The sequence below is a fragment of the Polynucleobacter sp. AP-Reno-20A-A9 genome, from assembly GCF_018882085.1.
In the GTDB taxonomy this organism is placed as follows: domain Bacteria; phylum Pseudomonadota; class Gammaproteobacteria; order Burkholderiales; family Burkholderiaceae; genus Polynucleobacter.
The window spans coordinates 1-24,720 of sequence record NZ_JACVPB010000015.1 but is presented as its reverse complement, the minus strand read 5'-3'; the positions used below and the strand labels follow the sequence as shown (position 1 = coordinate 24,720).

The 24,720-nt window shown below is 43.7% G+C and carries 28 protein-coding genes; 14 read left to right on the top strand and 14 right to left on the bottom strand.

Annotated elements, in window-relative coordinates:
* The first annotated feature begins 20 nt into the window (after positions 1-20).
* Both ICN39_RS10280 and ICN39_RS10275 read left to right on the top strand, forming a co-directional pair.
* Positions 21-257, top strand: coding sequence for a hypothetical protein (locus ICN39_RS10280; RefSeq protein ID WP_216233954.1), 237 nt, complete (start codon positions 21-23; stop codon positions 255-257).
* Positions 217-1,203: a hypothetical protein gene (locus ICN39_RS10275; protein WP_216233953.1), complete on the top strand. Its 987-nt coding sequence runs from the start codon at positions 217-219 to the stop codon at positions 1,201-1,203. The genes ICN39_RS10280 and ICN39_RS10275 overlap by 41 nt, the downstream gene beginning before the upstream one ends.
* Here ICN39_RS10275 and ICN39_RS10270 read toward each other — a convergent pair.
* Entirely contained in the window at positions 1,200-1,787 is a 588-nt protein-coding gene (locus tag ICN39_RS10270) for a site-specific integrase (RefSeq protein WP_216233952.1), read from the bottom strand. The two genes, ICN39_RS10275 and ICN39_RS10270, sit on opposite strands and share 4 nt — an antisense overlap.
* Before the next feature lie 554 nt (positions 1,788-2,341).
* Here ICN39_RS10270 and ICN39_RS10265 point away from each other — a divergent pair.
* Positions 2,342-2,512, top strand: a complete 171-nt coding sequence (locus tag ICN39_RS10265) for a hypothetical protein (protein WP_216233951.1) — start codon at positions 2,342-2,344, stop codon at positions 2,510-2,512.
* Between the two features lie 137 nt (positions 2,513-2,649).
* Here ICN39_RS10265 and ICN39_RS10260 read toward each other — a convergent pair whose 3' ends face one another.
* Entirely contained in the window at positions 2,650-2,994 is a 345-nt protein-coding gene (locus tag ICN39_RS10260) for a hypothetical protein (protein ID WP_216233950.1), read from the bottom strand.
* A gap of 110 nt (positions 2,995-3,104) precedes the next feature.
* Between ICN39_RS10260 and ICN39_RS10255 the strand changes: the two genes are divergently transcribed.
* Together ICN39_RS10255 and ICN39_RS10250 are read left to right on the top strand one after the other, a co-directional pair.
* Positions 3,105-3,599, top strand: a complete 495-nt coding sequence (locus ICN39_RS10255; RefSeq protein ID WP_370623734.1) for a DUF6641 family protein — start codon at positions 3,105-3,107, stop codon at positions 3,597-3,599.
* Positions 3,596-3,745, top strand: a complete 150-nt coding sequence (locus tag ICN39_RS10250; protein ID WP_216233946.1) for a hypothetical protein — start codon at positions 3,596-3,598, stop codon at positions 3,743-3,745. Before ICN39_RS10255 ends, ICN39_RS10250 begins: the two co-directional genes overlap by 4 nt.
* A gap of 135 nt (positions 3,746-3,880) precedes the next feature.
* On the opposite strand, the gene ICN39_RS10245 is transcribed toward ICN39_RS10250, so the two are convergent.
* From ICN39_RS10245 to ICN39_RS10215, 7 genes are all read right to left on the bottom strand, one after another.
* The gene (locus tag ICN39_RS10245) at positions 3,881-4,018 is read right to left on the bottom strand and encodes a hypothetical protein (protein WP_216233944.1); all 138 of its coding nucleotides are present in this window, start codon (positions 4,016-4,018) and stop codon (positions 3,881-3,883) included.
* 360 nt (positions 4,019-4,378) lie between these two features.
* Positions 4,379-5,197, bottom strand: coding sequence for a sulfite exporter TauE/SafE family protein (locus ICN39_RS10240; RefSeq protein WP_216233941.1), 819 nt, complete (start codon positions 5,195-5,197; stop codon positions 4,379-4,381).
* Positions 5,198-5,249: 52 nt separating this feature from the next.
* The gene (locus ICN39_RS10235) at positions 5,250-6,551 is read right to left on the bottom strand and encodes an amidase (RefSeq protein ID WP_216233939.1); all 1,302 of its coding nucleotides are present in this window, start codon (positions 6,549-6,551) and stop codon (positions 5,250-5,252) included.
* A 63-nt stretch (positions 6,552-6,614) separates the two neighbouring features.
* Complete coding sequence (locus tag ICN39_RS10230; RefSeq protein ID WP_216233937.1) at positions 6,615-7,586, bottom strand: ABC transporter substrate-binding protein; 972 nt, start codon at positions 7,584-7,586, stop codon at positions 6,615-6,617.
* 28 nt (positions 7,587-7,614) lie between these two features.
* Entirely contained in the window at positions 7,615-8,430 is an 816-nt protein-coding gene (locus tag ICN39_RS10225) for an ABC transporter permease (protein ID WP_215357695.1), read from the bottom strand.
* Positions 8,427-9,215: an ABC transporter ATP-binding protein gene (locus ICN39_RS10220; RefSeq protein ID WP_370623733.1), complete on the bottom strand. Its 789-nt coding sequence runs from the start codon at positions 9,213-9,215 to the stop codon at positions 8,427-8,429. Before ICN39_RS10220 ends, ICN39_RS10225 begins: the two co-directional genes overlap by 4 nt.
* Positions 9,216-9,415: 200 nt before the next feature.
* Entirely contained in the window at positions 9,416-10,231 is an 816-nt protein-coding gene (locus ICN39_RS10215; protein WP_216233935.1) for an alpha/beta hydrolase, read from the bottom strand.
* Positions 10,232-10,278: 47 nt separating this feature from the next.
* Here ICN39_RS10215 and ICN39_RS10210 point away from each other — a divergent pair, with 47 nt between their 5' ends.
* The 5 genes from ICN39_RS10210 (at position 10,279) to ICN39_RS10190 (ending at position 14,494) form a co-directional block, all read left to right on the top strand.
* A complete protein-coding gene (locus tag ICN39_RS10210) occupies positions 10,279-11,457 on the top strand; it encodes an amidase (RefSeq protein ID WP_216233933.1) in 1,179 nt (392 codons plus the stop codon).
* A gap of 67 nt (positions 11,458-11,524) precedes the next feature.
* A complete protein-coding gene (locus ICN39_RS10205) occupies positions 11,525-12,520 on the top strand; it encodes an ABC transporter substrate-binding protein (protein ID WP_216233931.1) in 996 nt (331 codons plus the stop codon).
* Positions 12,521-12,522: 2 nt separating this feature from the next.
* Entirely contained in the window at positions 12,523-13,296 is a 774-nt protein-coding gene (locus ICN39_RS10200; protein ID WP_216233924.1) for an ABC transporter permease, read from the top strand.
* The gene (locus ICN39_RS10195) at positions 13,293-14,063 is read left to right on the top strand and encodes an ABC transporter ATP-binding protein (protein WP_216233923.1); all 771 of its coding nucleotides are present in this window, start codon (positions 13,293-13,295) and stop codon (positions 14,061-14,063) included. The genes ICN39_RS10200 and ICN39_RS10195 overlap by 4 nt, the downstream gene beginning before the upstream one ends.
* Before the next feature lie 5 nt (positions 14,064-14,068).
* Positions 14,069-14,494: a lipocalin-like domain-containing protein gene (locus ICN39_RS10190; protein ID WP_215357725.1), complete on the top strand. Its 426-nt coding sequence runs from the start codon at positions 14,069-14,071 to the stop codon at positions 14,492-14,494.
* Here ICN39_RS10190 and ICN39_RS10185 read toward each other — a convergent pair.
* The 5 genes from ICN39_RS10185 to ICN39_RS10165 form a co-directional block, all read right to left on the bottom strand.
* Entirely contained in the window at positions 14,491-14,772 is a 282-nt protein-coding gene (locus tag ICN39_RS10185; protein WP_216233916.1) for a hypothetical protein, read from the bottom strand. The two genes, ICN39_RS10190 and ICN39_RS10185, sit on opposite strands and share 4 nt — an antisense overlap.
* Before the next feature lie 162 nt (positions 14,773-14,934).
* The gene (locus tag ICN39_RS10180; protein WP_216233915.1) at positions 14,935-16,578 is read right to left on the bottom strand and encodes a diguanylate cyclase domain-containing protein; all 1,644 of its coding nucleotides are present in this window, start codon (positions 16,576-16,578) and stop codon (positions 14,935-14,937) included.
* 217 nt (positions 16,579-16,795) lie between these two features.
* A complete protein-coding gene (locus tag ICN39_RS10175; protein ID WP_216233914.1) occupies positions 16,796-17,140 on the bottom strand; it encodes a hypothetical protein in 345 nt (114 codons plus the stop codon).
* A 119-nt stretch (positions 17,141-17,259) separates the two neighbouring features.
* Complete coding sequence (locus tag ICN39_RS10170) at positions 17,260-18,012, bottom strand: hypothetical protein (RefSeq protein WP_216233913.1); 753 nt, start codon at positions 18,010-18,012, stop codon at positions 17,260-17,262.
* A gap of 10 nt (positions 18,013-18,022) precedes the next feature.
* Positions 18,023-18,760 carry a hypothetical protein gene (locus tag ICN39_RS10165; protein WP_216233912.1) on the bottom strand — a complete coding sequence of 246 codons (738 nt, stop codon included), beginning with the start codon at positions 18,758-18,760 and terminating at the stop codon, positions 18,023-18,025.
* 837 nt (positions 18,761-19,597) lie between these two features.
* On the opposite strand from ICN39_RS10165, the gene ICN39_RS10160 reads away from it, so the two are divergent.
* From ICN39_RS10160 to ICN39_RS10145, 4 genes are all read left to right on the top strand, one after another.
* A complete protein-coding gene (locus tag ICN39_RS10160) occupies positions 19,598-20,284 on the top strand; it encodes a Crp/Fnr family transcriptional regulator (RefSeq protein ID WP_216233911.1) in 687 nt (228 codons plus the stop codon).
* A 549-nt stretch (positions 20,285-20,833) separates the two neighbouring features.
* Positions 20,834-21,364: a GNAT family N-acetyltransferase gene (locus ICN39_RS10155; RefSeq protein WP_216233910.1), complete on the top strand. Its 531-nt coding sequence runs from the start codon at positions 20,834-20,836 to the stop codon at positions 21,362-21,364.
* A gap of 224 nt (positions 21,365-21,588) precedes the next feature.
* Positions 21,589-22,686, top strand: coding sequence for a hypothetical protein (locus ICN39_RS10150; RefSeq protein ID WP_216233909.1), 1,098 nt, complete (start codon positions 21,589-21,591; stop codon positions 22,684-22,686).
* 8 nt (positions 22,687-22,694) lie between these two features.
* A complete protein-coding gene (locus ICN39_RS10145) occupies positions 22,695-24,512 on the top strand; it encodes a multicopper oxidase family protein (RefSeq protein WP_216233908.1) in 1,818 nt (605 codons plus the stop codon).
* The last annotated feature ends 208 nt before the right edge of the window (positions 24,513-24,720 follow it).

Sequence of the window (24,720 nt, the reverse complement as noted above, 5' to 3'; positions counted from 1 at the left end):
TACATTTAAAGGAGAAAACAATGAGTGAAACACTAACAGCAAGTCAGCGTCTAAAAGAAATCTACGACAAACGCAAAACAGAAGATGCGGAGATTGAGAAACTGAAGAAGGATGCTGAAGCAGAAGATTTAGAAACTGTTAAAGCACTAATCAAGTTACACGGTTTTACACAAACTAAACTGCGCGGGGTGTTCAAGGCAAAAGCTACTAAAAGTAGTGGAACACGCAAAAGCACAGCGAAGAAAAAAAGCTCGTAAGTTAGACGCAGTAGCGATACAAGAAGCAACACGGGAAACGCTGACCCGTGTTGCTAAACGCATTGATGACATTGCGTATGAAAACTATCACATACCAGCACTGCTATATCAGGGGCGTGTTCGGCACACACAAGGACACGATAATGTAGTCGGTGGTGTCGTGGAGTTTGCTGAAAGCGACTATGTAGATGCGAAACCAGAACATACATACAACACAAGTGCGTTCGGTCTCGAGCAAATAGACGACGCACAAACAGTCAAACTACACAAAATAAATGTGCTGATGAACGACATACTGGATGGTATGAGCGTGCGAACTACTCGTCTACGCAGTATTTTGAGCGAGAGTGAATACAGTAGCTACGAAACGACGCTGGAAGAAATACGACACAGTGAAGAAATACTATATGACGAAATGCCAGAGTTCCTAAAGACATACAACAAGAAGCTCAATAAAGCAGACTTGATGAATGGCAGATACGAGAAAATGGCTGGCACGAACGCAGGAACAACAACGACACGCACAAAAGTATCAAGACAAGCAGAAAAACTGTATGAAGAAGCGCTGGAATATTTAGAAGAACAGTATGGATGTGTAGAGCGTGGTGACTACGGTGCGGATATGCGTGCGAGATTAGATGCGTGGATGGACAGAGATGTGGATTTTGACAAAGGTTACGACAGAACAGTTGGAATAGATGCTGACGCAATACCGAGAGTGCGTGGTAGTAAAAGTCATTTTGCGCAAAGCAGTGGCAAACCAAAACTGTCCAAACGACTAAAGCGTGAAGAAAGCGTGCTGATGATGCTATTAGTTGTAGCGTGCGACATAGCGTATGTGTTGCCCGAAATACCAAAACAGCCAGCACAAACACAGGAACAGAAAGACACGCTAAAGAGCAAGATGAATAAGTTGCGTGAGTTTATCTACGGCGAGCGAGATTAAGCAACTTGTAAGCTAAAGCAATCTACTGCCCTGCGCTTTTGATCGTCGTTTACGGTAACATACCTTTGAGTTGTAGCGATGTTCTTGTGCCCCGCCAAACTTGCTAAAACAAACACGCTGATGCCCGAGTTACTCAAAGTGGTCAAAAATGTGCGTCTGCCTGAATGTGAGCTGGCACCGAACACTAACGCACGACGATACAGATAGTGAAAGTGCTGGGTGAGTGTGGAAGCAGTAAATGCCTTCCGCGCGCCTCGTAGCGTGTTAAACAACGGAAATGTGTCATCAAACGCTGTGCGTGTAGCAAGGTATGTGGCAAGTTCCTGCTGTAAGTGTGTGCTGATAAACACGGTGCGTGCGTGTCCGTGTTTTACACGATCGCTACTTAGAAACACTTGGGATTTAACAGTGCCGTCACTATTGCGCACATCACCCAGTGTCAGTTGCGCAACTTCCGAGACGCGAAGCCCAGCCAGCACCGTAAGCAAAAACATCGCCCTGTTGCGTGTAGCGTTCGTGTTTGATGCGATGTAAGTTAAAACTTTGTCGATATCTTGTTGCGTCAGTGATTTTGCCTGTGCCATTGCGTTCTCCTAATAATATGTGCGTAATAAGTATGTGTTCTTTGGTAGCAAATGAGCAACCGAAACAGTTTTGTGCTGTGTAAGTGGCGCAATCTGTTAAAAAACAACTGGTTGCGTCGTGGTGTTGTGACTTTGTAACTTCTCTTTGGTCGTGTATTTACCGCAAAAATGCGTGATGAATGTGGCATTTAGACTACAGAGCGCAGTTTGAACGACAAGACTTGTTAAAACACGCTACAGCGTGCGTGTGTGTCAATCTGCTACTGCGCTCTACGAATACCGATAATCTGCGCTTACAAGACGGATTTGATGTGCTGTTGCGTAGTGCTACCCAAAATCAGTTCGTAGCCCTGTATTTTTAGTTGCGCAGTTTTTTTAGGTGCTCAAGATCTGTGGTGCTGGTGATTTATATCTAACTGGTAGGGTGAAAGCGAACGCAGTTCGCTTGTGTATCGCTTGCGCTCACACATTTATCTCTTCACAACACATATAAACATAATAGAAGAAAGCCGAAAGCAACGCAGTTGCTTTTGGTGCTGTTTGATTGACGGAGAATGATTAGATCACGCAACGGCTATAGCGGAGACGAATCTGTCGCTATTAGTCGTTGCGCTGTGCGTGACGGTAAAAAGACTGTCACACGCACTGTAGAAAGTTTTTTAATATGGAAGACTGATGTATTGAAACTTCCAAACTACTGCGGCATTGATTTGCGTTTGTATTAAAACTTCGGCATCAACTTATGTGCGACACAACTCTACAGTGTATGTGTCGCAAGTTCCACCTCATTAGCCGTTATATTACAAGTGGAGTTTTTACCTTTGTTAGCGCAGTGTTTATCTGCGTTTTGAATGTGCCTGATTTATGCCTGTGTTGTTCTGCGTTTGCGCCTGTTACTGCGATACTCACCGCGCAATATGCGACTGTGTAGATTGAGAATACGGAAACAATCGCCGTCCGTAATGTGTTTGCGCTTTTTAACGCAACTGTAGCGTGACTGGAAATACTCAATAAAGCGTTTAGTAGATTTGTCCAAAACACCAATATGTTCAGTTAGCAGTTTAGTAGCTGTCTGTTGCGCTTTGAGTAAGTTCGGTTTAGTTGTTCCAAAACTGCCTACATCTACACCTATGCCACGCAACCAAGCGTCAGCAAGTTCGGTGTCACGCTTCTCTCGTCTTTGTATGTTGTAAGTAATATCGTTCATACATTTATTTAGTAACGACCAAACAATATGTAACAAAATCTGACGCAATATTAGGTGGATTTGTGTGATTTTGGACAAAAAAGATTTGAAGGCAAAAAGAGGTTGCGAGTTTGGTAATACCGAAACTACAGTTGCTAAAACACACAACAGAAAAGGATACACAAATGAGCAACTTAAACACACTAAAGCTAACAGACGCAAAGAAACCGACACAAATCCCGCAAGTGCTACAGCGCAGGAATAAGTTGATTAAACGCATCTGGCAACAAACAGAGTTAGCACGGGCGCAACAAACTGGCACAAGTTTTAGCGTCAAAAAGTTCCGCAGTGTTGCTGATATTGATACAGGCGCACGCAAACAAGTGGAAACCGATGTGTGTGTAAAACCTTGGTGGTTTGTTACAGACAACGGCAAACTGGCAATCAGTGTGCGCTACGGTAGCAAAGTGTTGGAGCTGGGCAAAGGCAAGTTTGCTGTAGAAGTTGGCACTGAAAAAGATTTAGTGAAAGTTTTGGATGTGATTAAAACGGCTGTAAGTGCTGGCGAGTTAGATACAGCGATTGAAAATGCGGCAACTAAACTGCGTGAAGGATTTACAAAATGAAACAATACAGACTGTGGGTGCGCATTAGTCAAACACAAACAGCAAACACGCTGGTGTATGCTGAAAACGACTATCTCGCAAAACGCTTGGGTGAGGCGCAATACGGCGAGGGTAATGTGCTGAGTTACACAGAAGTGTCAAACTAAAGTATAGGGTGTGCGAAAGTATGGGTGGGGGTATGCGTGAATAATGTGGGGGTGAGTGATATTGTTTGGTCGCTGTTAAATACAGTATGCGCATATACGAAATCACCCTCCGCCCTATCAAACCAAAACCCCCACTCAATCCAGCGCAAGCACGCATACACGGACTACAGCAAAGTGTTGAGCGTGACAGGCAACGACTACAACAGGAACGAGAACGGCAACGACAACAGCGTGACAATGAACGCAAACGCAAGGAACAACAGCGTCGGACAAACGCACTCAAACCTTGAATGCGTAAAAACACGCAAAAAACAGTGGTTTATGCGTGAAATATGTGTAAAAACAAAACCGAGTGGTGTGGGGATGAGAGGCTATGCGCAAATGGTATGCGCAGGTAGATACACATTTACGCAACTTAAAAGCGTAGAAACAGCATTACACACAAGCACAAAAACAGCACACAACATTGACGGCACGCATTATGTGTTTGATTTACATAGTGAAAGACGGTCAAGCAAGCGTCTTTTAATCCGTTGGTCGCGAGTTCGAATCTCGCCCGACCCACCAGTTATACAAAAGCCACCTTCGGGTGGCTTTTTCTTTTAGAGACGCAAGCAATCAAGAGCCCTTTTTTTAATACCCAAACGCTTTTCTGCTTTCATTGAGCATGAATAATGCAACTAGAAAAAGAGTGCATCCAAAAATACGTTTTAATCTAGGCGCCTCTAATTTATTTACTACTCTTGCCCCGAGCGGTGCAGCAAGAATGCTCGTAATAACAATGCACAATAAAGCGGGTACATACACATAGCCAAGAGAGTACTCAGGTAAAGATGAATTACCCCAACCTCCATAGATATAACCCAATGTAGATGATGCAGCGATTGGAAAACCTAAGCCCGAGGAATTTGCCATTGCATTATGGGGTTTGATATTGCACCAAATCATAAATGGGACCGTAATAAAAGCGCCGCCCGCACCTAATAGACTAGCGATCACGCCCGTCAACACACCAAAAGCAAAGAGCCCAAAGGCTCCAGGTAAACCTCGTGCAGCATGAGGGGACCTATTCAGAATCATTTGGGTGGATGAGTAAAGCATAAAAATAGAAAATCCTAGCGATAGCCAAGCTCCATTAATGGCATCAAAAAATTTTCCGCCGCCAATTACAGCCCCCAAGACAAGACCAGGAGATAAGGAAATAACTAGTTTCCAGTTAATATTACGACGCTTCTGATGAGCTATTACGGCCGAGGAAGTAGTAAATAACACGCTAGCCATACCTGTAGCAATTGCCATATGCATCAGAACATTTTCATTAAAGCCTAAACGGCCAAATATCAGAATCATTAGTGGAACTAAAATTACTCCACCCCCAATTCCCAGTAGGCCAGCTAAAAATCCAGATAGGCTTCCACCTAGCATCAACCAAGCTATATCACCGATTGACATGCCTCACCCCACAAAGAGTAACAAGAACTTCAGAGGATGGGACATGTAAAGATTACTTCGCTAGAGCGGACTCAGAAAACTTAGCTACACTTAGTAACTTAGCATCACATCTATAGTTTCCAATAAGCTGAATGCCTAGTGGCAAACCATTCTTTGACTTACCAGCAGGAATCGTAATAGAAGGGGTTCCCAAAAAGCTCCAGAGGGCACAGAAGATTGGATCCCCAGTAGATGCCTGACTCTTAGGAGCCTCTCCACTTGCCGGGGCCATTAAAAATGCATCAAAGCTATCAAAGTAAGTGGCGATAGAATTACGTAGATTTTTTTGTAAGAACTTTGCGGCAACATAAGCAGGAGCGTTATGCTTTAGACCCCTTGTAACCAACTCTTGAATATGAACGCTAAGTGAATCATTCACATGCTCAGTATGATGCGCATGTATTTCTGCAGCCTCTGACTCCAAAATAAGATTCATTGCTTGGATCGCGTCCCAGTACTCTTGGGGCAAAGATAACTTCTGAACGATAGCGCCTGATTCTTCGAGTTTCTGGACAGCTAAATTTAATGCCTGCTTCTGATCATCAGACATCATATGGTCCAGCGGTGTCTCTAGCAATGCAATCTTTGGCTTGTCCAGCATAGGCAACTCTTTTGTTGCGCCAAAGACCAAATCTGGAATAACGATTAATTCAGGATCAAATGAATCACTATTTTTTAAATTATTAAAAGCAAAAGCCATATCGTCAACCGACCGCGTGAAAAACCCAATATGGTCTAGCGAGTAGGACAAGGCGTGAGCACCAAGCTTAGAAACTGCACCGTAACTCGCCTTATAACCAACTACCCCACAATATGCTGCCGGCCTAATAATTGAGCCTTGCGTTTGCGATCCCAGCGCTAATGGCACTATCCCTGCGCCAACCGATGCCGCTGAACCACTAGAGGATCCTCCAGGGGTATATTCAGCATTAACTGGATTTGTTGTTGGGCCTGGATTACGCCAAGCAAACTCGGTCGTTACTGATTTACCAAATATTACGCCGCCAAGACTGCGAATTTTTTTAACAATCGTAGCGTCTTCGGCGGGAGTCTTATCTTTATAAATGGGTGACCCATTAGTCGTTGGAAGATCAACAGTATTAATAATATCTTTAACGGCAATTGGAATTCCTGAGAGCGGGCCTGCCTTTATCTGCTTGGTCATAGAATCTAATGAGGCTCTTGAAACAAAGGCCTTAAGAACGGGCTCCACTTCATTTGCCCTATCAAAACAGGCCCGCAAAAAATCTATAGGCTTTAATTCATCGGCAGAAATTAAGTTACAAGCCTCAGTCAGTCCAATTGTATTTTTCATATGTTTTATTTATTCAAAGAAATGGGGCGTAAAAATACGCCCCAAGTGGATTAATAATAGCGATTACTTCAATTTCAAAGCGTTTTGAATATAGGTTTCGTTAATAAAGTTTTCAAAGACAGGTTGCTCTTTTAAATTACCTAAAGCAATTTGTGTATCCATTGAAATTTTGAGTGCCGCAGGAGTGATTTGAACGCTCTTAGGGAATACGTTTTCACTCATCATGCGAGTTACCGCATTTTCAACAACTTGAGGATCAAGCGTTGGAAACTCTTTTTTGGCAACCTCAATAGCTCCCTTGGGATCTTTAGCCATATAACGAAGCGCAACCTCCATACCGTTCACCATTCTCTGAGCTGATACTGGATCAACCGTCTTCATTGCAGTAATGGATGAGAAAGCGTAAGCACCATAAGTTTTCGGGAAGCCTAAAACAACCTTCATTCCTTTGATCGCTACTTGATCAAGGCCCGGCTCGTACAGCACCGCAACCTTTGCCTGACCACCCAATAGCGCCGCAGGTTCTGTGCCCAGAGGAACCTGGATCATATCGATATCTTTATCACTCATGCCATTTTCCTTAAGCAACTTAAGGAACAAAGAGGTGCTTGTCGTTGGCATTAAACCAGTAACAACTTTTTGGCCCTTGATGTCCTTAACATTCATAAATTTCACATCAGGAGCTGTTGCAATCCATACAGCAGCGCCGTTAACAGCATTACTAATAATGCCAACATTGGCGCCCTTAGAAGCGGCAATAGCAGTCCATTCTGGACCATGAATTGAAAACTGCGAACTTCCTGAAAGTACCGAAGATAAAGCCGCGGTAGGAGATCCAGCGGTTTCTTTAATCACACTTAAGCCCTGGTCTTTAAAGAAGCCTTTATCAATTGCGACATAAAGGGGTAGATACAACATTGACTGAAATGCCTGAGAAATAGTGACTGTCTTTACTTCTGCGGTAGCGCTAAACGACATGCCAGCAATAGCTAATGCAGCAACTGTTACTTGTAGCTTTTTGTAAATCGATTTCATGAAAAACCTCCGTGAGATTAATAAAAAATTACATCCGAATTTGTGTGCGTCCAGAATCATTGCGCCATGGGAACAAGAAGCGCTCCAGCGAATCAATGCCGTGATACAGAAAGAAACCAACAATCATCAACATGAATAACCCAACCCAAACAGAATTGAGCTCATATAAGCTTGAGGCGTTGTAAATCATGTGTCCTAAACCAGCTTTTGATGAAATGAATTCACCCACAACTGCGCCAACTAATCCAAAGCCTACATTGATGCGAAAGTTGGAAACAATCGCCGGCATTGAAGAAGGGACAACCACTTGACGAAATATTTGTTTGCGGTCAGCGCCCATGGAATACAGCAATGATTGCAAATCCTTATCGGCTTCTTTAGTTGCCTGATGTGCTGCAATGAGAGCAATAATTGCTGTCATAGAGACAACCAATACGACCTTAGCACCCAGACCTGTTCCAAACCAAAGCAAAATAATGGGAGCTAATGCAATTTTTGGAACGCTATTAATAGCAACAATGAATGGCTCCACAATCTGGGAAACCCATTTTGAGTACCAAAGGAGTAACCCAATACTAGTACCAACAAGCGTACCAATCACAAAGCCCAATAAAGCCTCCCAAAGCGTATACCCCGTATCAATAAAGATGGAGTAATCCATCACGCTCGCAATGAATCTTTTCCATATCCCAAAAGGAGTTCCAACTAGAAATTCCGAGATGAATCCAAATTCCGCGAGGATTTGCCAAATAGCGAAAAAAATTACAACCGATAAAATCTGAATAAGTGACTTTCCAAAGCTTGTATCGAGCATTTGGCTCATTGTTTTCTTTTCGCGGCTCATGCCAATTCATCCTTTCTGGTTTGAATATCCAATTCAGAGCAAAGTAGATGAAAATATTCACCAAAATTTTTGTGTGATCTAGCTTCGATTGGAGATGAGCGCTCAATATCAATTTGATGCACATTTTTAACTACTGTAGGTCTACCGCTTAGCGCAACAACTCGCTTAGATAAGGCTACAGCCTCATCAATATCATGGGTAACTAAGATGACCGTCTTTTTAAACTTTGCTACAGCATCTAGCAGAACACTCTCAAGGTAGAGTCTAGTTTGATAATCCAGGGCCGAAAATGGCTCATCAAGCAATAGGATGTCGGGATCCATTAAAAGAGTACGGATCAGTGCAACGCGCTGACGCATCCCCCCCGAAAGAGTCTGAGGGTAGGATTTTTCAAAACCGGATAACCCAAAGGTGTTGAGGTAGTCCCTTGCCTTCTCAACCCCATTAGCATCATCCTCGCCCCGAACCCGCAATCCAAGCATGACATTCTCAAGAACCGTGCGCCATGGGAACAGAAGGTCTTTTTGCATCATGTAACCAACCTTACCTCTGAGGCTTTGAATTTTGCTGCCTCTATAGATCATATTTCCGTTATCAGCCTCGAGGAGCCCGGCAATGATATTAAAAATAGTTGACTTTCCACACCCACTCGGCCCAATGATGCTTAAAAAATCTTGCTCCATCACATCAAATGTAAGTCCATTAAGAACTGGAACTGGGCCATCTTTACTAGAAAATGACTTGTGTATTGAATCTAATGAAAGTTGCACTACAGGAATACTCACTATCAATCTCCATGAAATATTTTTATTGGGGTTGATACTTACATAAGCTCCCATCACTAGTGAATGTAGCTGCATTAATTTAGTGCGCAATCATCGATAAAAGTGCAGCATTCATCAATGTGGTGCGCACTATCAGTACACTACTTAGTTCAAATAAAAAAACTACCCTTAGGTAGTTTTTTTATTTGAATGATTAATAATTAAATTAAACGACTGACTAAAACTTTAAATATCTCTCCATTTTTATCCGTCAGTTCATCTAGTATTGTGTAGTGATTTTTTTCGGGGATGGTTTTAAAACTGCCCTCCGCCTCAGTTGAATTTCTATAGACAGAAAAATCAACCGACTGCCTTTGCATCTCTGGCAATTCAGAGCCACCTACAAAGATATCTAGGGGCTTGGAGGTATTTTGCTGAAGCAGAATTGGTGAATTCTTTAATGAAGTGCCTTCATCCAGCGCTAGTTTTTCATTGATATAGCAATGCCTCATTGGCTCTAAATCGTAAATGCCACTAATTGCAGTGCCCCCTAGGACGCACTCTTCATCCTGAACCATTGATATGAGATGGGCACCCGCAGACCAGCCTATTAGCCATAGACCTTGAGGAACCATCTGATTCTTATTCATGTAAACGCCAATTGCTTTTAGGCCATCTCTTACATCCCGAACAATTTCATGCATATTGGCATAGGGCGCCAAACGATACCCGAGCATTGCCACGCTAAAACCCGCCTGAACCAATGGAGGAGCAACGAAAGTAAAGTCATCCTTAGACCGCATCTGCCAAAACCCGCCATGCAGAAATACGATAACGGGAGCATTGTCTCCCGCGGAGAAAAAATCGAAAGCTTGAAATTTTGTATCCCCGTAAGAAATATCACAATCCCCAGGTAGTTTTTCCTTGGCCGAGATACTAGACTGAACCCATGACCGCACGATCTCTGCGCTATTAGCAACGGCTAAAGAATTGTTGTAAGCCTTATCTAAATTCTCTTTGGAAAAATTTTTCCACATGCCATACACTCCTAAGATAAATTCAATCACTTACTTATTGGTCCATTATGCCCACAATTTTTGAACGCGATACAGCCCGAGCCTTTTGTGTAGATGCTCCGATAGAGATACTCTCGACAAAATCAGGCCCGCTAAAAGATTTAACCTTTGGGGTAAAGGATATTTTTGACATCGCTAATATACCAACAGCATTTGGGAGTCCTGCCTGGCTGAACTCCCATCCCATTCCTACTGAGACGGCTACATTTATCTCAAGCCTTGTAGATGCTGGCGCGTCATTAGTTGGGAAGACTCATACTGACGAACTAACCTATAGCATTCTAGGAATGAATGCGCATTACGGTACACCCTTAAATACTGCCGCCCCCAACAGAGTTCCAGGAGGATCTTCTAGCGGATCAGCATCTGCAGTTGCTGCTAAGCTAGTTGACTTTGCTATAGGCTCAGATACTGGGGGTTCTGTTAGAGCTCCGGCTAGCTTCTGCGGTATATATGGTTTCCGCCCTACACATGGGCGTATTAGCCTTGAGAGAGCTCGTCCACTAGCAAAAAGTTTCGATACTTTAGGTTGGTTTGCACGAGATCCAGAAATCCTCTTGAAGGTGGGAGAAGTTCTTTTTAATGAAACTCGGACAAGAAACGCCAGCGCATCCTACTTTTTCTTAAAAGAGGCATTTGACTTATTACCCCCCAGCCTTAGCAAACAGGCGCAAGAAGCTATCTCACTCCGACTGGGAAGAGCTCAAATTCCTACGGTTGAGATCGGCAACTGCGAGCTCAAAGATTGGGCAGAGACATTTAGAATTATTCAAGCTGGAGAAATCTGGGAACAGCATGGTAATTGGGCATCCGAACATCTCAGCGAGATGGGGCCTGGAGTAAAAGATCGCTTTGAGGCTGCGCGCTCCATCACTGAGAATCAAAAAATTAAAGCTCGCTCTGACCGAGAAAAAGTCACTGCCAAGATGGCTCAACTGCTTTCTGAAAATACTTATCTAATACTTCCCACCGTTTTTGATATAGCGCCACGCTTGGACTCAAGCGCAAAAGAATTTGATGACTTTAGAAAAAATAGTTTTCAATTACTTTGTATCGCTGGCCTATGCGGCCTCCCACAAGTAACACTGCCCTTGCTTACCATTCAAGATGCACCATTTGGGGTATCCATCCTAGCCAAGCAAAATATGGACATGTCACTTTTAGGTGAAATCTATGCACCAACATGAAGAATAGTAATCGTTAATACCTATAAGATAGCCTTAGGATGCATACATTACTTAAAGGAATGGATGCATGAACTCAAAAAAATTCTCTAGGCGCGACACACTGGTACTCGGCCTCAAATCTAGTCTTGCTTTAGCGATGGGATCTATCGGCCTCAGCGCAAAAGCAGAAGAAAAGAAGTTATTGATTGGGTATTGGCCCATTGCAGCCGGCCTACCTTTTTATGCTGCCGTTGATCGTGGTCTCTTCAAACAAGCAGGAGTAAATGTAGAGGCCGTGAAGTTTGCAAGCCCAAATCAGGTAGTAGAAGCTATGATCGCTGGCAGGATTGATGGTTGCGCAAATGGAGTAGCCATTACAGCGCTTGCCTTAGCTGATGCTCAGTCACCCGGTTCAATCAAATTTACTTGCATGAACTACGCAAACGAAAAATATATCTTGGACCAGGTTATCGTTCCAATTAACTCCAGTATTAAGGGGATTTCTGAGCTTGCCGGGAAAAAAGTTGCCTGTGGTCCCGGAATCAATAATGTCACCCTCGCTAAGGCAGTACTAGCAGGCGCGGGAGCGACCAATGCTCAAGTCATTGAGTTGCCTATTGCCCAAATCCTACCGGCCTTAGTAGCCGGTCAAATTGATGGGGCCTATGTACTAGAGCCAACTGCAGTCATTGGAAAACAACAAAAAATCTCACGCTCAATTGGCGCAGGAGTGGTATCAAAATATGTTTTAGGCGATAACCTTCCTTGGATAGGCGGCGCAGCTGCACTCACCTCTAAGACGCTAAAAGAAAAAGCGGACTTAATTAATGGATTTATTAAAGGGTATGCAGGGGGCGTTGAGTATGTTCGCAAAGAAGGTATGGCTGCCAATCAATATCTAAAAGACTACACAGCGATTGACGGCGATTTAGCCAAAGAGGTACCAATTAGCGGATACATCCAATATAACGAAGTGAAAGCTGCTGATGTAAAAGCATTGCAACGACTATTTGATGTATTTACCGAGCGTAAAGTTTTTGAAAAACCCATATCGGCACTAACACTTATCTACAAGCAGTCCTAATAATGAATTTGAATCATCGCAAGCACCTATTCATGGTGCTTCCCTTTATTGGGCCGGTCTTGCTTTATCTACTCTGGTCGCTAACGCTCTCGGCGAAGTGGGTTTCACCAACGTTACTGCCTGCTCCGAATGCAACCTTTGAATACATGGGCCACCTATTTGTTACGGGGGCAATTTTTAAGGATCTTTGGGCGACTGTACTTCGTACTTTCTACGCATTTCTAATTGCCTGCGTAATCGGAGTTCCTCTTGGCGTCATTTTAGGTAGCTCAGTCCCAGCCTACAGAAGTGTTGAATTTTTAATTGATTTTTTCAGATCAACACCATCTTCGGCACTGATTCCGTTGTTTATGCTGATCTTTGGTATTACTGATATTAATAAAATTGCGATCGCCGCCTTTGCAGCCGTGCTTGTGATTCTCTTTAATAGCGCCTATGGCGTAATGAATGCCAAGAAAACCCGGGTAATGGCAGCCAAGACTATGGGCATCAGTAACTTCCATATTTTTAAAGACGTACTCCTAATGGAAAGCCTGCCTCAAACCTTTGTAGGGCTTAGGACTGGTGTATCCCTAGCGCTGGTTATAGTAATTGTTGCCGAGATGTTCATTGGGTCTGAAGCAGGTCTAGGGCACCGAATTATTGATGCTCAGCAAGTATTTAATATCAAAGATATGTATAGCTCAATACTTATTACCGGTGCACTTGGTTACGCGCTTAATTTGATCTTTATCGCAACTGAATCGAAGTTAGTTCACTGGAGCGGAAAAGCATGAGCCAAAACCCGCCACGCACGCACGTCACTATTCGGAACTTATGCAAAGAGTTTGGCGGCGCGACTCTTTACAAAGACTTTAACTTTGAAATTCCGTATGGAAAGATTATTTCTATATTTGGGCCAAATGGTTGCGGAAAATCTACTCTTATTAATATGATCGCAGGGCTAATGCCCTATGACTCTGGTCAGGTCTTGTTTGATGGAAAAGATTTAAAAGATACTAAGATTGGGTATGTCTTTCAAAACTACAGAGACGCTCTATTTCCATGGATGAGCTCCCGCGACAACATAGCCTATCCGCTAAGGCGCACTGGAATGAGCGAGGCTAAAGTAACTGCTCGCGTCGAGGAATTGGTTCAGCTATTTGAAATACGATTCAATCTGGATCTATACCCTTATGAGCTTTCTGGTGGACAACAGCAAACCATATCAATTATGCGAGCCTTAGCACCTAAGCCAGAGATACTCTTCCTAGATGAGCCATTCTCAGCCTTAGACTTTGAAATGACACTCTTCATCAGAGAAAAGCTGCAAGAGGCGAACATTACCACTGGCACAACAATGATGATCGTCTCTCATGATCTTGAAGATGCGGTCTTTCTAGCCGATGAGATTCTCCTTCTCACAAGAAGACCAACGGCGATTGCCTCTCTTTTATATTTTGATATGCCAAAACCACGCTTGCCTGAAGCAGTAAGCCATCCTGAGTTCATTCAGATCAAGTCAAAAGCCCTTGAAATCTTTCAAGCAGAAATGCGAAAATAAGCCTCATGAAAAGCAATCAAGCACTTATAGGAATATGGAAATTATTTTCCTACGAAGTAGAAATACAAGAAACGGGCGAGTTTTTTTATCCCCTAGGACAGAAACCAACTGGATTCATCTGCATCACTGAAAATAACCATGTCATGGTGACATTAACTGGTGAGGGTCGAAAGCCAGCCTCAAGCAGCGAAGATAGCGCGGAATTATTAAACAGCCTAGTATCCTACGCAGGCACCTACCGCATAGAAGGTAATGAATGGATCACGAGCGTTCAGGTTGCCTGGAAGCCTGATTGGGTGAATACAGAGCAAAGACGTCAATTTGAAATTCAAGATGACCGCCTTCGCGTTTTGACTACTTGGCGCATCATGCCCAATTGGGCAGATAAAGGTCTACAGCGCAGCATCTTAACCTTTGTTAAAACAGATTAACCCTCTCCCAAGTACTCGCTAATCATTTCCTCTGATTGCAGTAGATCTACTGCATTACCTTCTAGGGTAATTTTTCCAGAAGAAAATACGTATCCACGGTCAGCAATCTGCAATACGGTTTTCGCGAATTGATCTACCACCATCAGCCCCGTAAGCTCTATAAGGACTGGATCGTCAAGCACAAGCGCGGCATTGTGAGCATTTTTGCAAGCCACAAGACAAAGTCTTGCTAACTCTTCAGCGTTAATTGCCTCTTGAAGCGAGGCGGTGGTAGCCAAATGAGCATGTGAAGATAGTTTATTAAATCGCTCATTGACTATCACATAAGCGTGGCTTAGGTTATCGACTTCATGCCTTAACGCCACCACTCTATCTAGCAAGTGCTGCTCATAAGCATTAATCTTATTTTCAGGCTGATCATTGATTTGTATTACGTCTTTTTAGTCTTTTGCATTCTCAGCTATTAAATTGAAGTGATCTTCTTCCAATTTGAATGCCTCTACTAAAAGGGGGTCAAATTGAGTGCCGACTTTGGACACAATCTCGTTAACCGCATCCTTATGAGTCCATGCGTTTTTATAACTTCGCTTACTGACTAAGGCGTCATAAACGTCGGCAATTGCCATAAGTCGTCCCGCTAAAGGAATGTCATCCTTGGCTAAACCTTTTGGGTATCCTGTTCCGTCCCAGCGCTCATGATGCGCCTCTGCCACATCTATTGCGGTATTAAGAAAGTCGCTCAAGCTAGTGTTTTGCTTCTTGGCAGCCCGTAGAATGTCTGCGCCATAAGTAGTGTGCTTTTTCATCTCAACCCACTCTTCTGGCGTTAACTTCTCCTTCTTATGAATAATTGCATACGGTATCTTGGTTTTACCAATATCGTGAAGTTGGGTGGTTTTAAACAAGCGCTCAATAATTTGGTTGGTAAGCTCTCCGGGGAACAGGTTCATGTCCTTGGCTCTATTGGCTAACGTCTTGACGTATTGCCGCGTCCTTATTCCATGATTAGCCGTCTCAATATCATTGTGAGTTGCTAATTCATAAAGCCCTATTAAGGTTTGTTCTGTAGAGTTTTTGGCATCGTAAATGCGTACCGTCTTTCCACCCTCACTTTTAGCCCAATACATAGCCTCATCAGCCCAATCAAGAATGCTATTTCCCTCAGTGTCATCACCGCCAAACATAGCAACACCAATGCTGCCAAAACATTGATAATCAATTACCGCAACTGGATCATGATTCTGATGAACATGAACTTTATAAGGCGCAGCCATGCTAGCAAGTATTTTATTTGCGACCTCTTCAGCTTCAGCCCTAGCTTCTACTAGATTGCCATTCAGTCTGCTTAACAAGATTACAAACTCATCGCCACCATAACGGGCAACCGTATCTGTTTCGCGCACACAGTGTTGCAATCGTTTTCCAACTGCTATTAAAAGTTCATCACCTGCCTCATGTCCAAATTCATCATTAAGGAGCTTAAACTTGTCTAAATCTATAAAAATAGCGGCGCTATAACTATCCCAACGTTTGTTGTTGGCAATAATTTGCCATAGCCGATCATTTAGCAATCTTCTATTTGGCAGGCCCGTTAACTCATCATGGAAAGCCAACTCATTTACTGCACTAAATGCCAATGCCGATGCTTTTAGGCTGACGGTATTTTTCTCAATAACTTTGGCAAGCTCCTCAAGCGCCATTTGTTTCTCAGCAGCATCAGCGTCATTCTCCCTGATAGTAGCGCGCAAGGCGGCCATAGCAATGTCACCAGCCCTGATAATTTCCAGACTATTTTTTTGTAGGATTTTTAAAGCTTCAAGCGCAACGTCACCAGCTTTTGCAGCTTTCTCAGCCTTTTCAGCCCGCAACTCCATTAGGTCTAGTGGCGATGCAATTTCAACCAGCTTTCTTTTCTCTGATTTGATAGACGCATTTAGTTCATCAACCGACCTTAATAAGTCAGATAGTCTCTGTCGGCTGCTACCGTTTGATTTTGTTGCTCGACCTATATCCTTCATCCACTCAGAATACGCCTGAATTTGACGTGAATACTTATTCTGTTGAATATTTATTGGTTTATGCACCGCTTCAGAACATTTTTGAATACTTCCTATTGGCACTCTTAAGGGAGTATTGTTGACACATAACATCAATAAGGAAATAAATAATGAGTCAAGAACTCGAGCTAGTCTATAAAAAACTAGCAGAAATGTAGGCTGATTTAGAAGATCTACGCAATACCTATAAGGGTGTTAGTAAAAGCTATTTGGTTGCCCTGTCATCACTAAATGAACTAACCCTTCAGTCATCTGAAGCTGCCAAACGCGCAGCTAAATCGACCGAGCAATTTCGAATAGCCGCAATGAATGCCATGATGGCCGCAAAAGAAGCCTCACAAAATCCAGCATTGCACAAGGTTGTTGAAACAGCAGTCACAGCAGCAGTTGCAGCGGCTTTGGCAGCTGTAGAGTCGGCAGCGGCTTCGGCTGCGGCGGCAGCTTCAGCAGCGGTTGCCCACCAAGCAGAGGAGTCATTGTTAAAAGCGTCTACCGAGGCCGCAGCGGCATCAAGGATGGCGGCTGATTCTGCGGCTGAGGCAGTACGTTTATCCAACCAAGCCAGAGAGATTGTGGACGCAGTAAACAAAAAGTCTTAAATGTAAGGATCTATTTGAGTCTGCAGTTGGCCGATTTGAGGCATCTGGGTCTAGCGCACCCCATTGGACAGTTTCCGACCCATAGCTGACCTTTATGAACAATCGCTGTTTACTGTAAAGCGTTGTATAGCAGCAAAGAGTTAAGGGTGCTATACGATGCGGAATTCTTGCCAGCAGCAGGCAGAACTAAAGTATTTAAAGTGGTAACGGCTACCGCCCCAGCAATATCCATGGCAGACCCTTGCGCTTGAATAGCGGTCAAGGCAGTTGCTGCAGTTCCCAGGTCAGCTATTTTTTGACTAACTGTTGCGCCCGTATTAAAGCTAGTAACTAGGGTATTAAATGAGCTATCGGGAATATAACTGGCGCCATTAACCATTCGTGTTGTGCCATCAATGGCTGACAGCAAATGATTAACGCCCGATCCACCAGTCATGATTGCAGTAACTGCGTATGCACCACCAGCATCACGAAATAACTTCGCTTTTGCATCATAGTCAGCCGTATCAGTTTGAACCCAAGCATTTGAGGACGCAACTGAAGTCGCAAAGTTATTGACCCAGGTAATTTGCCCAGTAGTACTGTTATAGGCTGGAGAGTTTATGGCCAAGGTATCGATATTTTTAATATCAACAGAGAGAGTTAAATTGATGGCAGCTTGATCCAATAAGCCAGTTGCTACGGGATCAGCCAAAGCAAACGCTGTTCCTACGGCTTTAAATGCATTAACTACGCCAAGCAAGTTGGTTAATGCTGGCGCAACAGCAACCGATGCTGGCGCCACAAAGGTAAATGCGGTTGGCGGCGCTGCAAATGCCAGAGCTGAAATTGTAAGTAGCGAGGCTACAAGGATTTTTTTCATTGGTACTTTCTTAATGATTCAATATTTCTCTAGGGTCATTAGCCATTTTGGCTTTACCGCTTGATGTTGTTGGCGCAATTTCGACCGCCTTCTCCGGTAAACCGGGTGAGGTTTGCACTCTCCTGGCCATGATGCGCACTTCTTTATTAGCCTTGATGAGTTTTTCTTCAAGATCAACGGTTGATTCGCCCATCTCTTTTGCATCATCAAACTCAGCTTGCAAGTTAGCTAGCCGATCTTTAGATACTTGTAGATAAACTGATGGACTTGAAGTTCTAATGGCTTTTTCAATATCCTTGTTTTGCAGCATCATCACTACAGCCGCATTACCAAAACCCAAGGCTGCCATCCTCTGACTATTCTTTAATAAGACACAGTTGTCGTCCACATAAGTGCTGCCGCCTGCAAGCCCTAACCCCAAGATCGATCCGGATGCAGATACAGAGCCAAGACAGACATCGCTACCGGCAGCTGTTAAGCCCGGAGCATACATAGTAGGAACTGAATAAACTTTTGCCGTGGTAGTCCCTGGATTATTGCTATTCACGTTGCCATACCCACCAGTCACATTAGTCGAATTTTGTTGGGTGCCAATATTGCTACCCAACAAATTAGATTGCCCGCCTCCAACCGAAGTATTCGTTGCGCCAGCTCCCGTAGAGTTGACGTCGTTGGATGTCTGGCCTGATGCAGATGTAATGAATAAAGCCAAAATAAGTAAAAAAAGTAAGCGGATAAATCTCTCCATTTTTTAGGCGCAACTTGCGCCCGTAGAGCGGCCATTAACTGGACACTTTTATTAACATAATTGATAAGTATTGCGTCTTACCTGCTATAGCTGCAACTAAGACGTTTAATAGAAGCCCACGAAGAATCGCTTGCTAATGAAGTGCATTAGCAGCAGTTATATAAAAAACTAGTTCTGGGGGGGGTGAGACCTACTCTAATTCGCTAGAGAGGACGACTGTTACGTAGGATTAAGAAAATCAAGTGCTATAACAGTTATTAGCCTTGACCTAGGCACACCTTACTCTTTTAACGACCAAATAGATACAACCTATTTTATTAGTGGTTATAAAGGGGTAATGGGCGCCTCAATGAATGTTTTGAGATTTAAAGCCTGTCCGATATTGGCCGCACTCTGCCCGCCAAACTTAGAAAACCACCCTGTTATGAGTGCCTGAGGTCCGCCACATAACAGTCATTTTTCGTGTTTCCCAACAAAGGGGCTAAACGGGGGATGGCAAATCCTCTTTCTGTATGCGTCGAGTTACAAGACGCTTGGCTCTTCTTAATTTAAAAGAGACTCTCTACTGGCAAGGTATTTAACTCCATTGGCTCCATAAATTTCAGTATGGATTTGATTGGGTAATTATAGAAATTCATCTCCAGCCAAGAAGGTGCTCTTTATTTCGCCAATTACAATGTCAATTTGACCCTCAAGAAAAACCAGCTATTTAGTTCTATGCCGGACAGACAAGCTCAACTTATAAGAAGATACTTCTCACGAGACAGCTTTTATTTAAATCATTAGGTTCTCATTGCCCGAGCAAGGGTTGTGCAATCAACTCTGAGACTACGATAAATGAGTAAGAATTTCCTGATCGACCTACTCCCTAAAAAAACTCAAGGAATCCTCTTGTCCGAGGCAGAGCTCTACGAGTTAAATCACTCTGAAATTATTTGTATCGCTAATGAGCCAATAGGTCACCTATACTTTCCTATTGATGGGTGCATCTCGATAGTTCAAAGCATTGATGATCATCCGCCATTAGGGATTGGGGTAATTGGCAACGAGGGTATGGTGGGCGCTGAAATTACACTTGGGGCAAGCGTGCACTCCTTTGGCATGTTGGTGCAATGCGCTGGGAGCGCTTGGAAAATCAAGTCCAAAGACTTTCTGGCTGAAATAAAAAACACTCCCGAGCTTAGTCACATCATTAATCACTACCTTGCGGTTCATATGATCCAGCTTGGGCTGACGGCTGCATGTGAGCACTTCCATGAAATTGGTCCACGTTTAGCTAAATGGCTCTTGATGAGCCAAGATCGAGCTCAATCACCCACCTTTTTCATGACGCATGAATTTATTTCCTTGATGATGGGAGTCAGACGTGTGGGCATTACAACTTCAGCTGCGGACTTTAAAAGAAGAGGTTTAATTGACTATCACCGCGGAGAAATAACGATCCTGAATCGATTCGCCCTGAAAGCTGAGGCTTGTAGCTGCTATCAAAGAAATAGAGAGATCTGTTCCCCTCTTATTCACTAGGGCGGCACAAGTATTCAAATGCTGCGCCTCAAATGAAGTAACAATAAACTGCCACTCTGGGTCTTTTAATGGCCGAAACAGTCATCTAACCGTTGGCGGATAACCCGTCAAATCATCCATGACTACTTACAGCGCTACTGTCTGAGCCAATAAACTTCTTTTAAAGCCCGTTGGTCGCGAGTTCGAATCTCGCCCGACCCACCAGTTATACAAAGGGATCACAGCAATGTGGTCCCTTTTCTTTTGGTTGAATGGAATATGGTGATTACTGCAAGGACGCAATAGGCAATTTATAGGGTCGCTATGGGTCAGGATGTTGGGCGCTTGGTGAGACTGGGTGACCGTAAGCAACTTTCAGGCGTCGTATATCCCGACACTTGTAGATTTTGGAGCGGGTGAAGGGAGTCGAACCCTCGCCCCTAGCTTTGGAAGCTAGGGTAATATCTACGCAATATTTCCCACCCGTCAACATATTGCGCCTAAAGTGAGAGTATTAATTGATTTTCTATTGGAATATTTCTCCAAGAAAGATTTAGATAATTTCTAAAGATGAGTAAGGGCCAAAACTTCAGCGAGCATTTCTATGCAATTGGAGATGGATTTTCTTACATCATTAGACCTATTCACTCTGATGATAGAGAAAAGTTAATTGAGCTCTTTAATCAACTCTCGCCAGAAAGTCGATATCTTCGATTTGCCCACGCAATCTCAAGGCTACCCGATGAATTCTTAGCAGATGTTTTAGAGCTGGACTACGAAAAGGAAATGGCTTTTGTAGCCTGCCTTGATCAAGAAAATGATAACGGGTCAATCATTGGGATTGCACGATATGTCTCGGATGAAACCGAAAAAAAATGCGAGTTTTCAATTAGCGTCAGCGACCAGTACTCGGCCCATGGAGTAGGAATGAATCTCATGGAGCATCTCATTAAATATGCCAAGCAAATGAAATTACAAAGGATGATTGGGTATATCTTAAGCACTAACACCAAAATGCTACGCATGACTATGGAATTGGGATTCCAAATAGATTCCTTAACAGATGAACCTGAATTTAAAATCGCGACCTTAAATCTATAAAGTTAAAGCGCAATTAGAACAAAGGTCGCGAGTTCGAATCTCGCCCGACCCACCAGTTATACAAAAGCCACCTTCGGGTGACTTTTTCTATTTTGAGATTCTCAGCCTCTCTGATTTAACTTTGCCCCTCTCGGGAAGATGATCGTCAGACCTTAATCCATGAATCCATGTGAATTAATGAATTGCTTTAAGTGACAAAGCTAGATATTCTTTCAAAAAACAAAGTGAAGAAAATCTTAATGCGTTCAGGCTCATATCAAATATTACAAGTAGGCTGCGGTCGTGACCATGTCCTCGCACTTCTTTCATCTGGAAAAATGATGGCCTGGGGTGGAATTGGCAGCGGGAGGATAGCCGATAGTTCGGCAGAGATCTGCACAAGTCCCTCCACCTTAAATAGTCCAATAGAAATCAATGCTGGCCAAAAACTGAAGTCGGTATCAGCAGGATTTGGCATCAATCTAGGATTAACCGAAACAAATAAGGTTGTTTCCTGGGGGAATTCCTCGATAGGCATTGGTGGCAACAACCAATCAGTTGCAATATCAGAGCCAGAGCTTCTAGCAAACCTACCAGATGCAATAGCAATTGCATCTGGGGAGCATAACTTCGCAATTGTTGACATACAGGGTCGCATTTATACATGGGGCATGAATGTGGACGGAGTTTTGGGGCGCCACACATCACAGTTAAATGCTCCACCAGACATCATCCATGACTTGCCACCAATTAAGTCAATCTTCATGAGCCAAGGTTCTGTATTTGCCCTGTCAAAAGAAAGTGATATGTATGCATGGGGAGGCAATAGCGCCGGTCAATTAGGTCTAGGACATCTTGATACTCAATTGGAGCCAATGCGTATTAATACTTCCATGAAACCAATAGTGCTCGCAGCCGGTGCCACACATATATTGGCGTTATTACCTGATGGAGAAGTGTATGCCTGGGGAAGCAATAATAAAGGTCAACTTGGCACTAAAGCAGTTAACTACTCGCCGGCGCCATTAAAAATCAACCTCCCCGAGAAAATCATAGACATTGCAGCGGGATTACATTTTTCTCTAGCATTATCAAAATCAGGAAAGCTTTATGCATGGGGTTGGAATGGTTTTGGGCAGCTTGGTCTTGGGGATTCTGTTGATAGATCACGGCCAACTAGGGTTAAAAACCTAGAAGCCGTGCAATCGATCTCAGCCGGACATACATATGCTGTTGCGGTCACCTCCAAGAATCTTTGGGGATGGGGCAATAATAGCTCTGGTCAAATTGGTAGCGCCAGCTCGAAAATAGACCATCCCAATTCATTTCTTTCCATTGCTTAAGGTCTGATATGAAATCGGCAAACAATACACCCGTAACTCGGCGCAATTTTCTACAGCTTGGTGTTTCACTAACCGCTGGGCTTGCGTTGCCACCGCTACTCTCATCTTGCGGAGGTGGTGGAGGCGATGGATCGACAGGCCCTATACAGACCTTTGTCCAGCCGCAGGTTCTTCAATCTGCCAATGGCTTGCTAGATGTATCACTATCGGTTTCCTATCTCGACACAAACATTGGTACTGCAAACCCAGCCGTCACACAAAAGGTATCCCTAAGGGCATATGGAGTTTTGGGAGGCCAACCTGTAATAACGGGACCTACTTTGATTGTGAATACGGGCGACACTTTACGAATTCAACTAAACAACTCGCTGCCACCAAATCCCCCTATTAATCCTTTAAACCCAAGTTATCTGGGTTATCCAAACAACACAAACATGCATACCCATGGCCTACATGTTTACCCGGGCATTATTAATCCCTCGCTCTATGGGGATTATGTTGTTGATGGTCTTGGGCAAGGCGTTGCACCAGGTGGGAGCCGTCAATATCAGTATCAAATTCCATCAAATCACCCCGATGGGCCATTTTGGTATCACCCCCATCTTCACGGAGCAACTGCAATGCAGGTTGCAAGCTTTATGTCCGGAGCTTTAATGGTTCGCGGACCTATAGATAGCGAACCTGAGATGGCAGCAGCCACAGAGTTAATCTTTATGTTTCAAGCTCCTTATTACGCTGGCAATGGCAATAAAAATTACGGGGTAGCGACTGGAAAATTAGAGAATTTTTCTCAAGTTGCTGACAATCCTTCCGCGGGCAGCCCTGTATTAATTAATGGGGTACGACGACCTAGGATCGTGATGCAAAGTGGCGAAGTTCAACGTTGGCGTTTTATTAATACGCAAATTTTTAACCCACTCAGCTTAAGTTTGGACAACCATACTCTCCGTAGATATACGGTGGATGGCTATCCTCGCGCCCTTTACCAGAACTTTCCTGCGGGCACAGGAATTAAATTAGATGCTGGTGCTCGATCATCAGTGATCGTTCAAGCAGGTGCACCAGGTACATACTATCTGCGCACCTTAACTGTAAGCGCTTCGGCGCAAGGCATTGTTCCTGAGGATATATTGGCTGAGATAGTAGTTGTCGCGCCTATAAACCCTATGCGCATTCCATCTGAACCTCTTGCTGTAACCACATTTCTGACGCCAATTACAGATGCAGAGCTAGCCGCCAAGGGCGGCATGAAACGAAATATTGTTTTTAGAGCAATCAGCAATGCATTATTAAACAACGCCTTACCCCCAGCAGCAGCTAAGCTCTCCCCTATCACCGATGCACCCGCAAGTGGTCTGCTCTCGCCGGGATCCGAGATAAGAGATTGGGTTTACAACACTGACTTAACTTCCGTAATGAATACTGTTTTTTCGGTTGGATCAGCCTCAACTAACGCCTCGACTACTCCAGCAGCCCCGACAGGCACTACAAATCCAAGCCAGTATTATCCATTTCAATCTGCAAGTTCGATTACTCAAACAGTCCCTCTCGATAGCGTTGAAGAGTGGACGGTTTACAACATGAATTCAGTTGGGCACCCATTCCATATTCACGTCAATCCAATGTATGTGATTAAGATTAATGGGCAACCAATAACTCCCTTTTGGTGCGATACCTTGGCTCTTCCAGTGGGTGGAACCCCATCCAATCCCACATCAATTACCTTCCGCTCGCGCTTTAGAGATTTCACTGGGCCTTATGTAATGCATTGCCATATGCTGGCTCATGAGGATCTTGGGATGATGCAAGGAGTGACAGTTACTTAAGGGCTTCACAACAAAGCAATTAAACGCCCAATCGTAATTACGTCGAATTTTTAATCTGTTGGACGCGAGTTCGTATCTCGCCCTGACCTGTCTGGTTTTATCGGACCAATTTCATCTAGAAACTCTGGCTCCCGTTATTAATTCCTTTTGCCATCCAGCGACAAACTCTGTTGGGGTTTGATAATCCAAACTTGAGTGTGGCCTGATT

Excerpts from the sequence above, each read along its gene's own strand:
- ICN39_RS10280 (WP_216233954.1), top strand. The coding sequence starts at position 21 with ATGAGTGAAACACTAACAGCAAGTCAGCGTCTAAAAGAAATCTACGAC.
- ICN39_RS10270 (WP_216233952.1), bottom strand. The coding sequence starts at position 1,787 with ATGGCACAGGCAAAATCACTGACGCAACAAGATATCGACAAAGTTTTA.
- ICN39_RS10265 (WP_216233951.1), top strand. The coding sequence starts at position 2,342 with ATGATTAGATCACGCAACGGCTATAGCGGAGACGAATCTGTCGCTATT.
- ICN39_RS10260 (WP_216233950.1), bottom strand. The coding sequence starts at position 2,994 with ATGAACGATATTACTTACAACATACAAAGACGAGAGAAGCGTGACACC.
- ICN39_RS10250 (WP_216233946.1), top strand. The coding sequence starts at position 3,596 with ATGAAACAATACAGACTGTGGGTGCGCATTAGTCAAACACAAACAGCA.
- ICN39_RS10240 (WP_216233941.1), bottom strand. The coding sequence starts at position 5,197 with ATGTCAATCGGTGATATAGCTTGGTTGATGCTAGGTGGAAGCCTATCT.
- ICN39_RS10235 (WP_216233939.1), bottom strand. The coding sequence starts at position 6,551 with ATGAAAAATACAATTGGACTGACTGAGGCTTGTAACTTAATTTCTGCC.
- ICN39_RS10230 (WP_216233937.1), bottom strand. The coding sequence starts at position 7,586 with ATGAAATCGATTTACAAAAAGCTACAAGTAACAGTTGCTGCATTAGCT.
- ICN39_RS10225 (WP_215357695.1), bottom strand. The coding sequence starts at position 8,430 with ATGAGCCGCGAAAAGAAAACAATGAGCCAAATGCTCGATACAAGCTTT.
- ICN39_RS10215 (WP_216233935.1), bottom strand. The coding sequence starts at position 10,231 with ATGTGGAAAAATTTTTCCAAAGAGAATTTAGATAAGGCTTACAACAAT.
- ICN39_RS10210 (WP_216233933.1), top strand. The coding sequence starts at position 10,279 with ATGCCCACAATTTTTGAACGCGATACAGCCCGAGCCTTTTGTGTAGAT.
- ICN39_RS10205 (WP_216233931.1), top strand. The coding sequence starts at position 11,525 with ATGAACTCAAAAAAATTCTCTAGGCGCGACACACTGGTACTCGGCCTC.
- ICN39_RS10200 (WP_216233924.1), top strand. The coding sequence starts at position 12,523 with ATGAATTTGAATCATCGCAAGCACCTATTCATGGTGCTTCCCTTTATT.
- ICN39_RS10195 (WP_216233923.1), top strand. The coding sequence starts at position 13,293 with ATGAGCCAAAACCCGCCACGCACGCACGTCACTATTCGGAACTTATGC.
- ICN39_RS10190 (WP_215357725.1), top strand. The coding sequence starts at position 14,069 with ATGAAAAGCAATCAAGCACTTATAGGAATATGGAAATTATTTTCCTAC.
- ICN39_RS10170 (WP_216233913.1), bottom strand. The coding sequence starts at position 18,012 with ATGAAAAAAATCCTTGTAGCCTCGCTACTTACAATTTCAGCTCTGGCA.
- ICN39_RS10165 (WP_216233912.1), bottom strand. The coding sequence starts at position 18,760 with ATGGAGAGATTTATCCGCTTACTTTTTTTACTTATTTTGGCTTTATTC.
- ICN39_RS10160 (WP_216233911.1), top strand. The coding sequence starts at position 19,598 with ATGAGTAAGAATTTCCTGATCGACCTACTCCCTAAAAAAACTCAAGGA.
- ICN39_RS10155 (WP_216233910.1), top strand. The coding sequence starts at position 20,834 with ATGAGTAAGGGCCAAAACTTCAGCGAGCATTTCTATGCAATTGGAGAT.
- ICN39_RS10145 (WP_216233908.1), top strand. The coding sequence starts at position 22,695 with ATGAAATCGGCAAACAATACACCCGTAACTCGGCGCAATTTTCTACAG.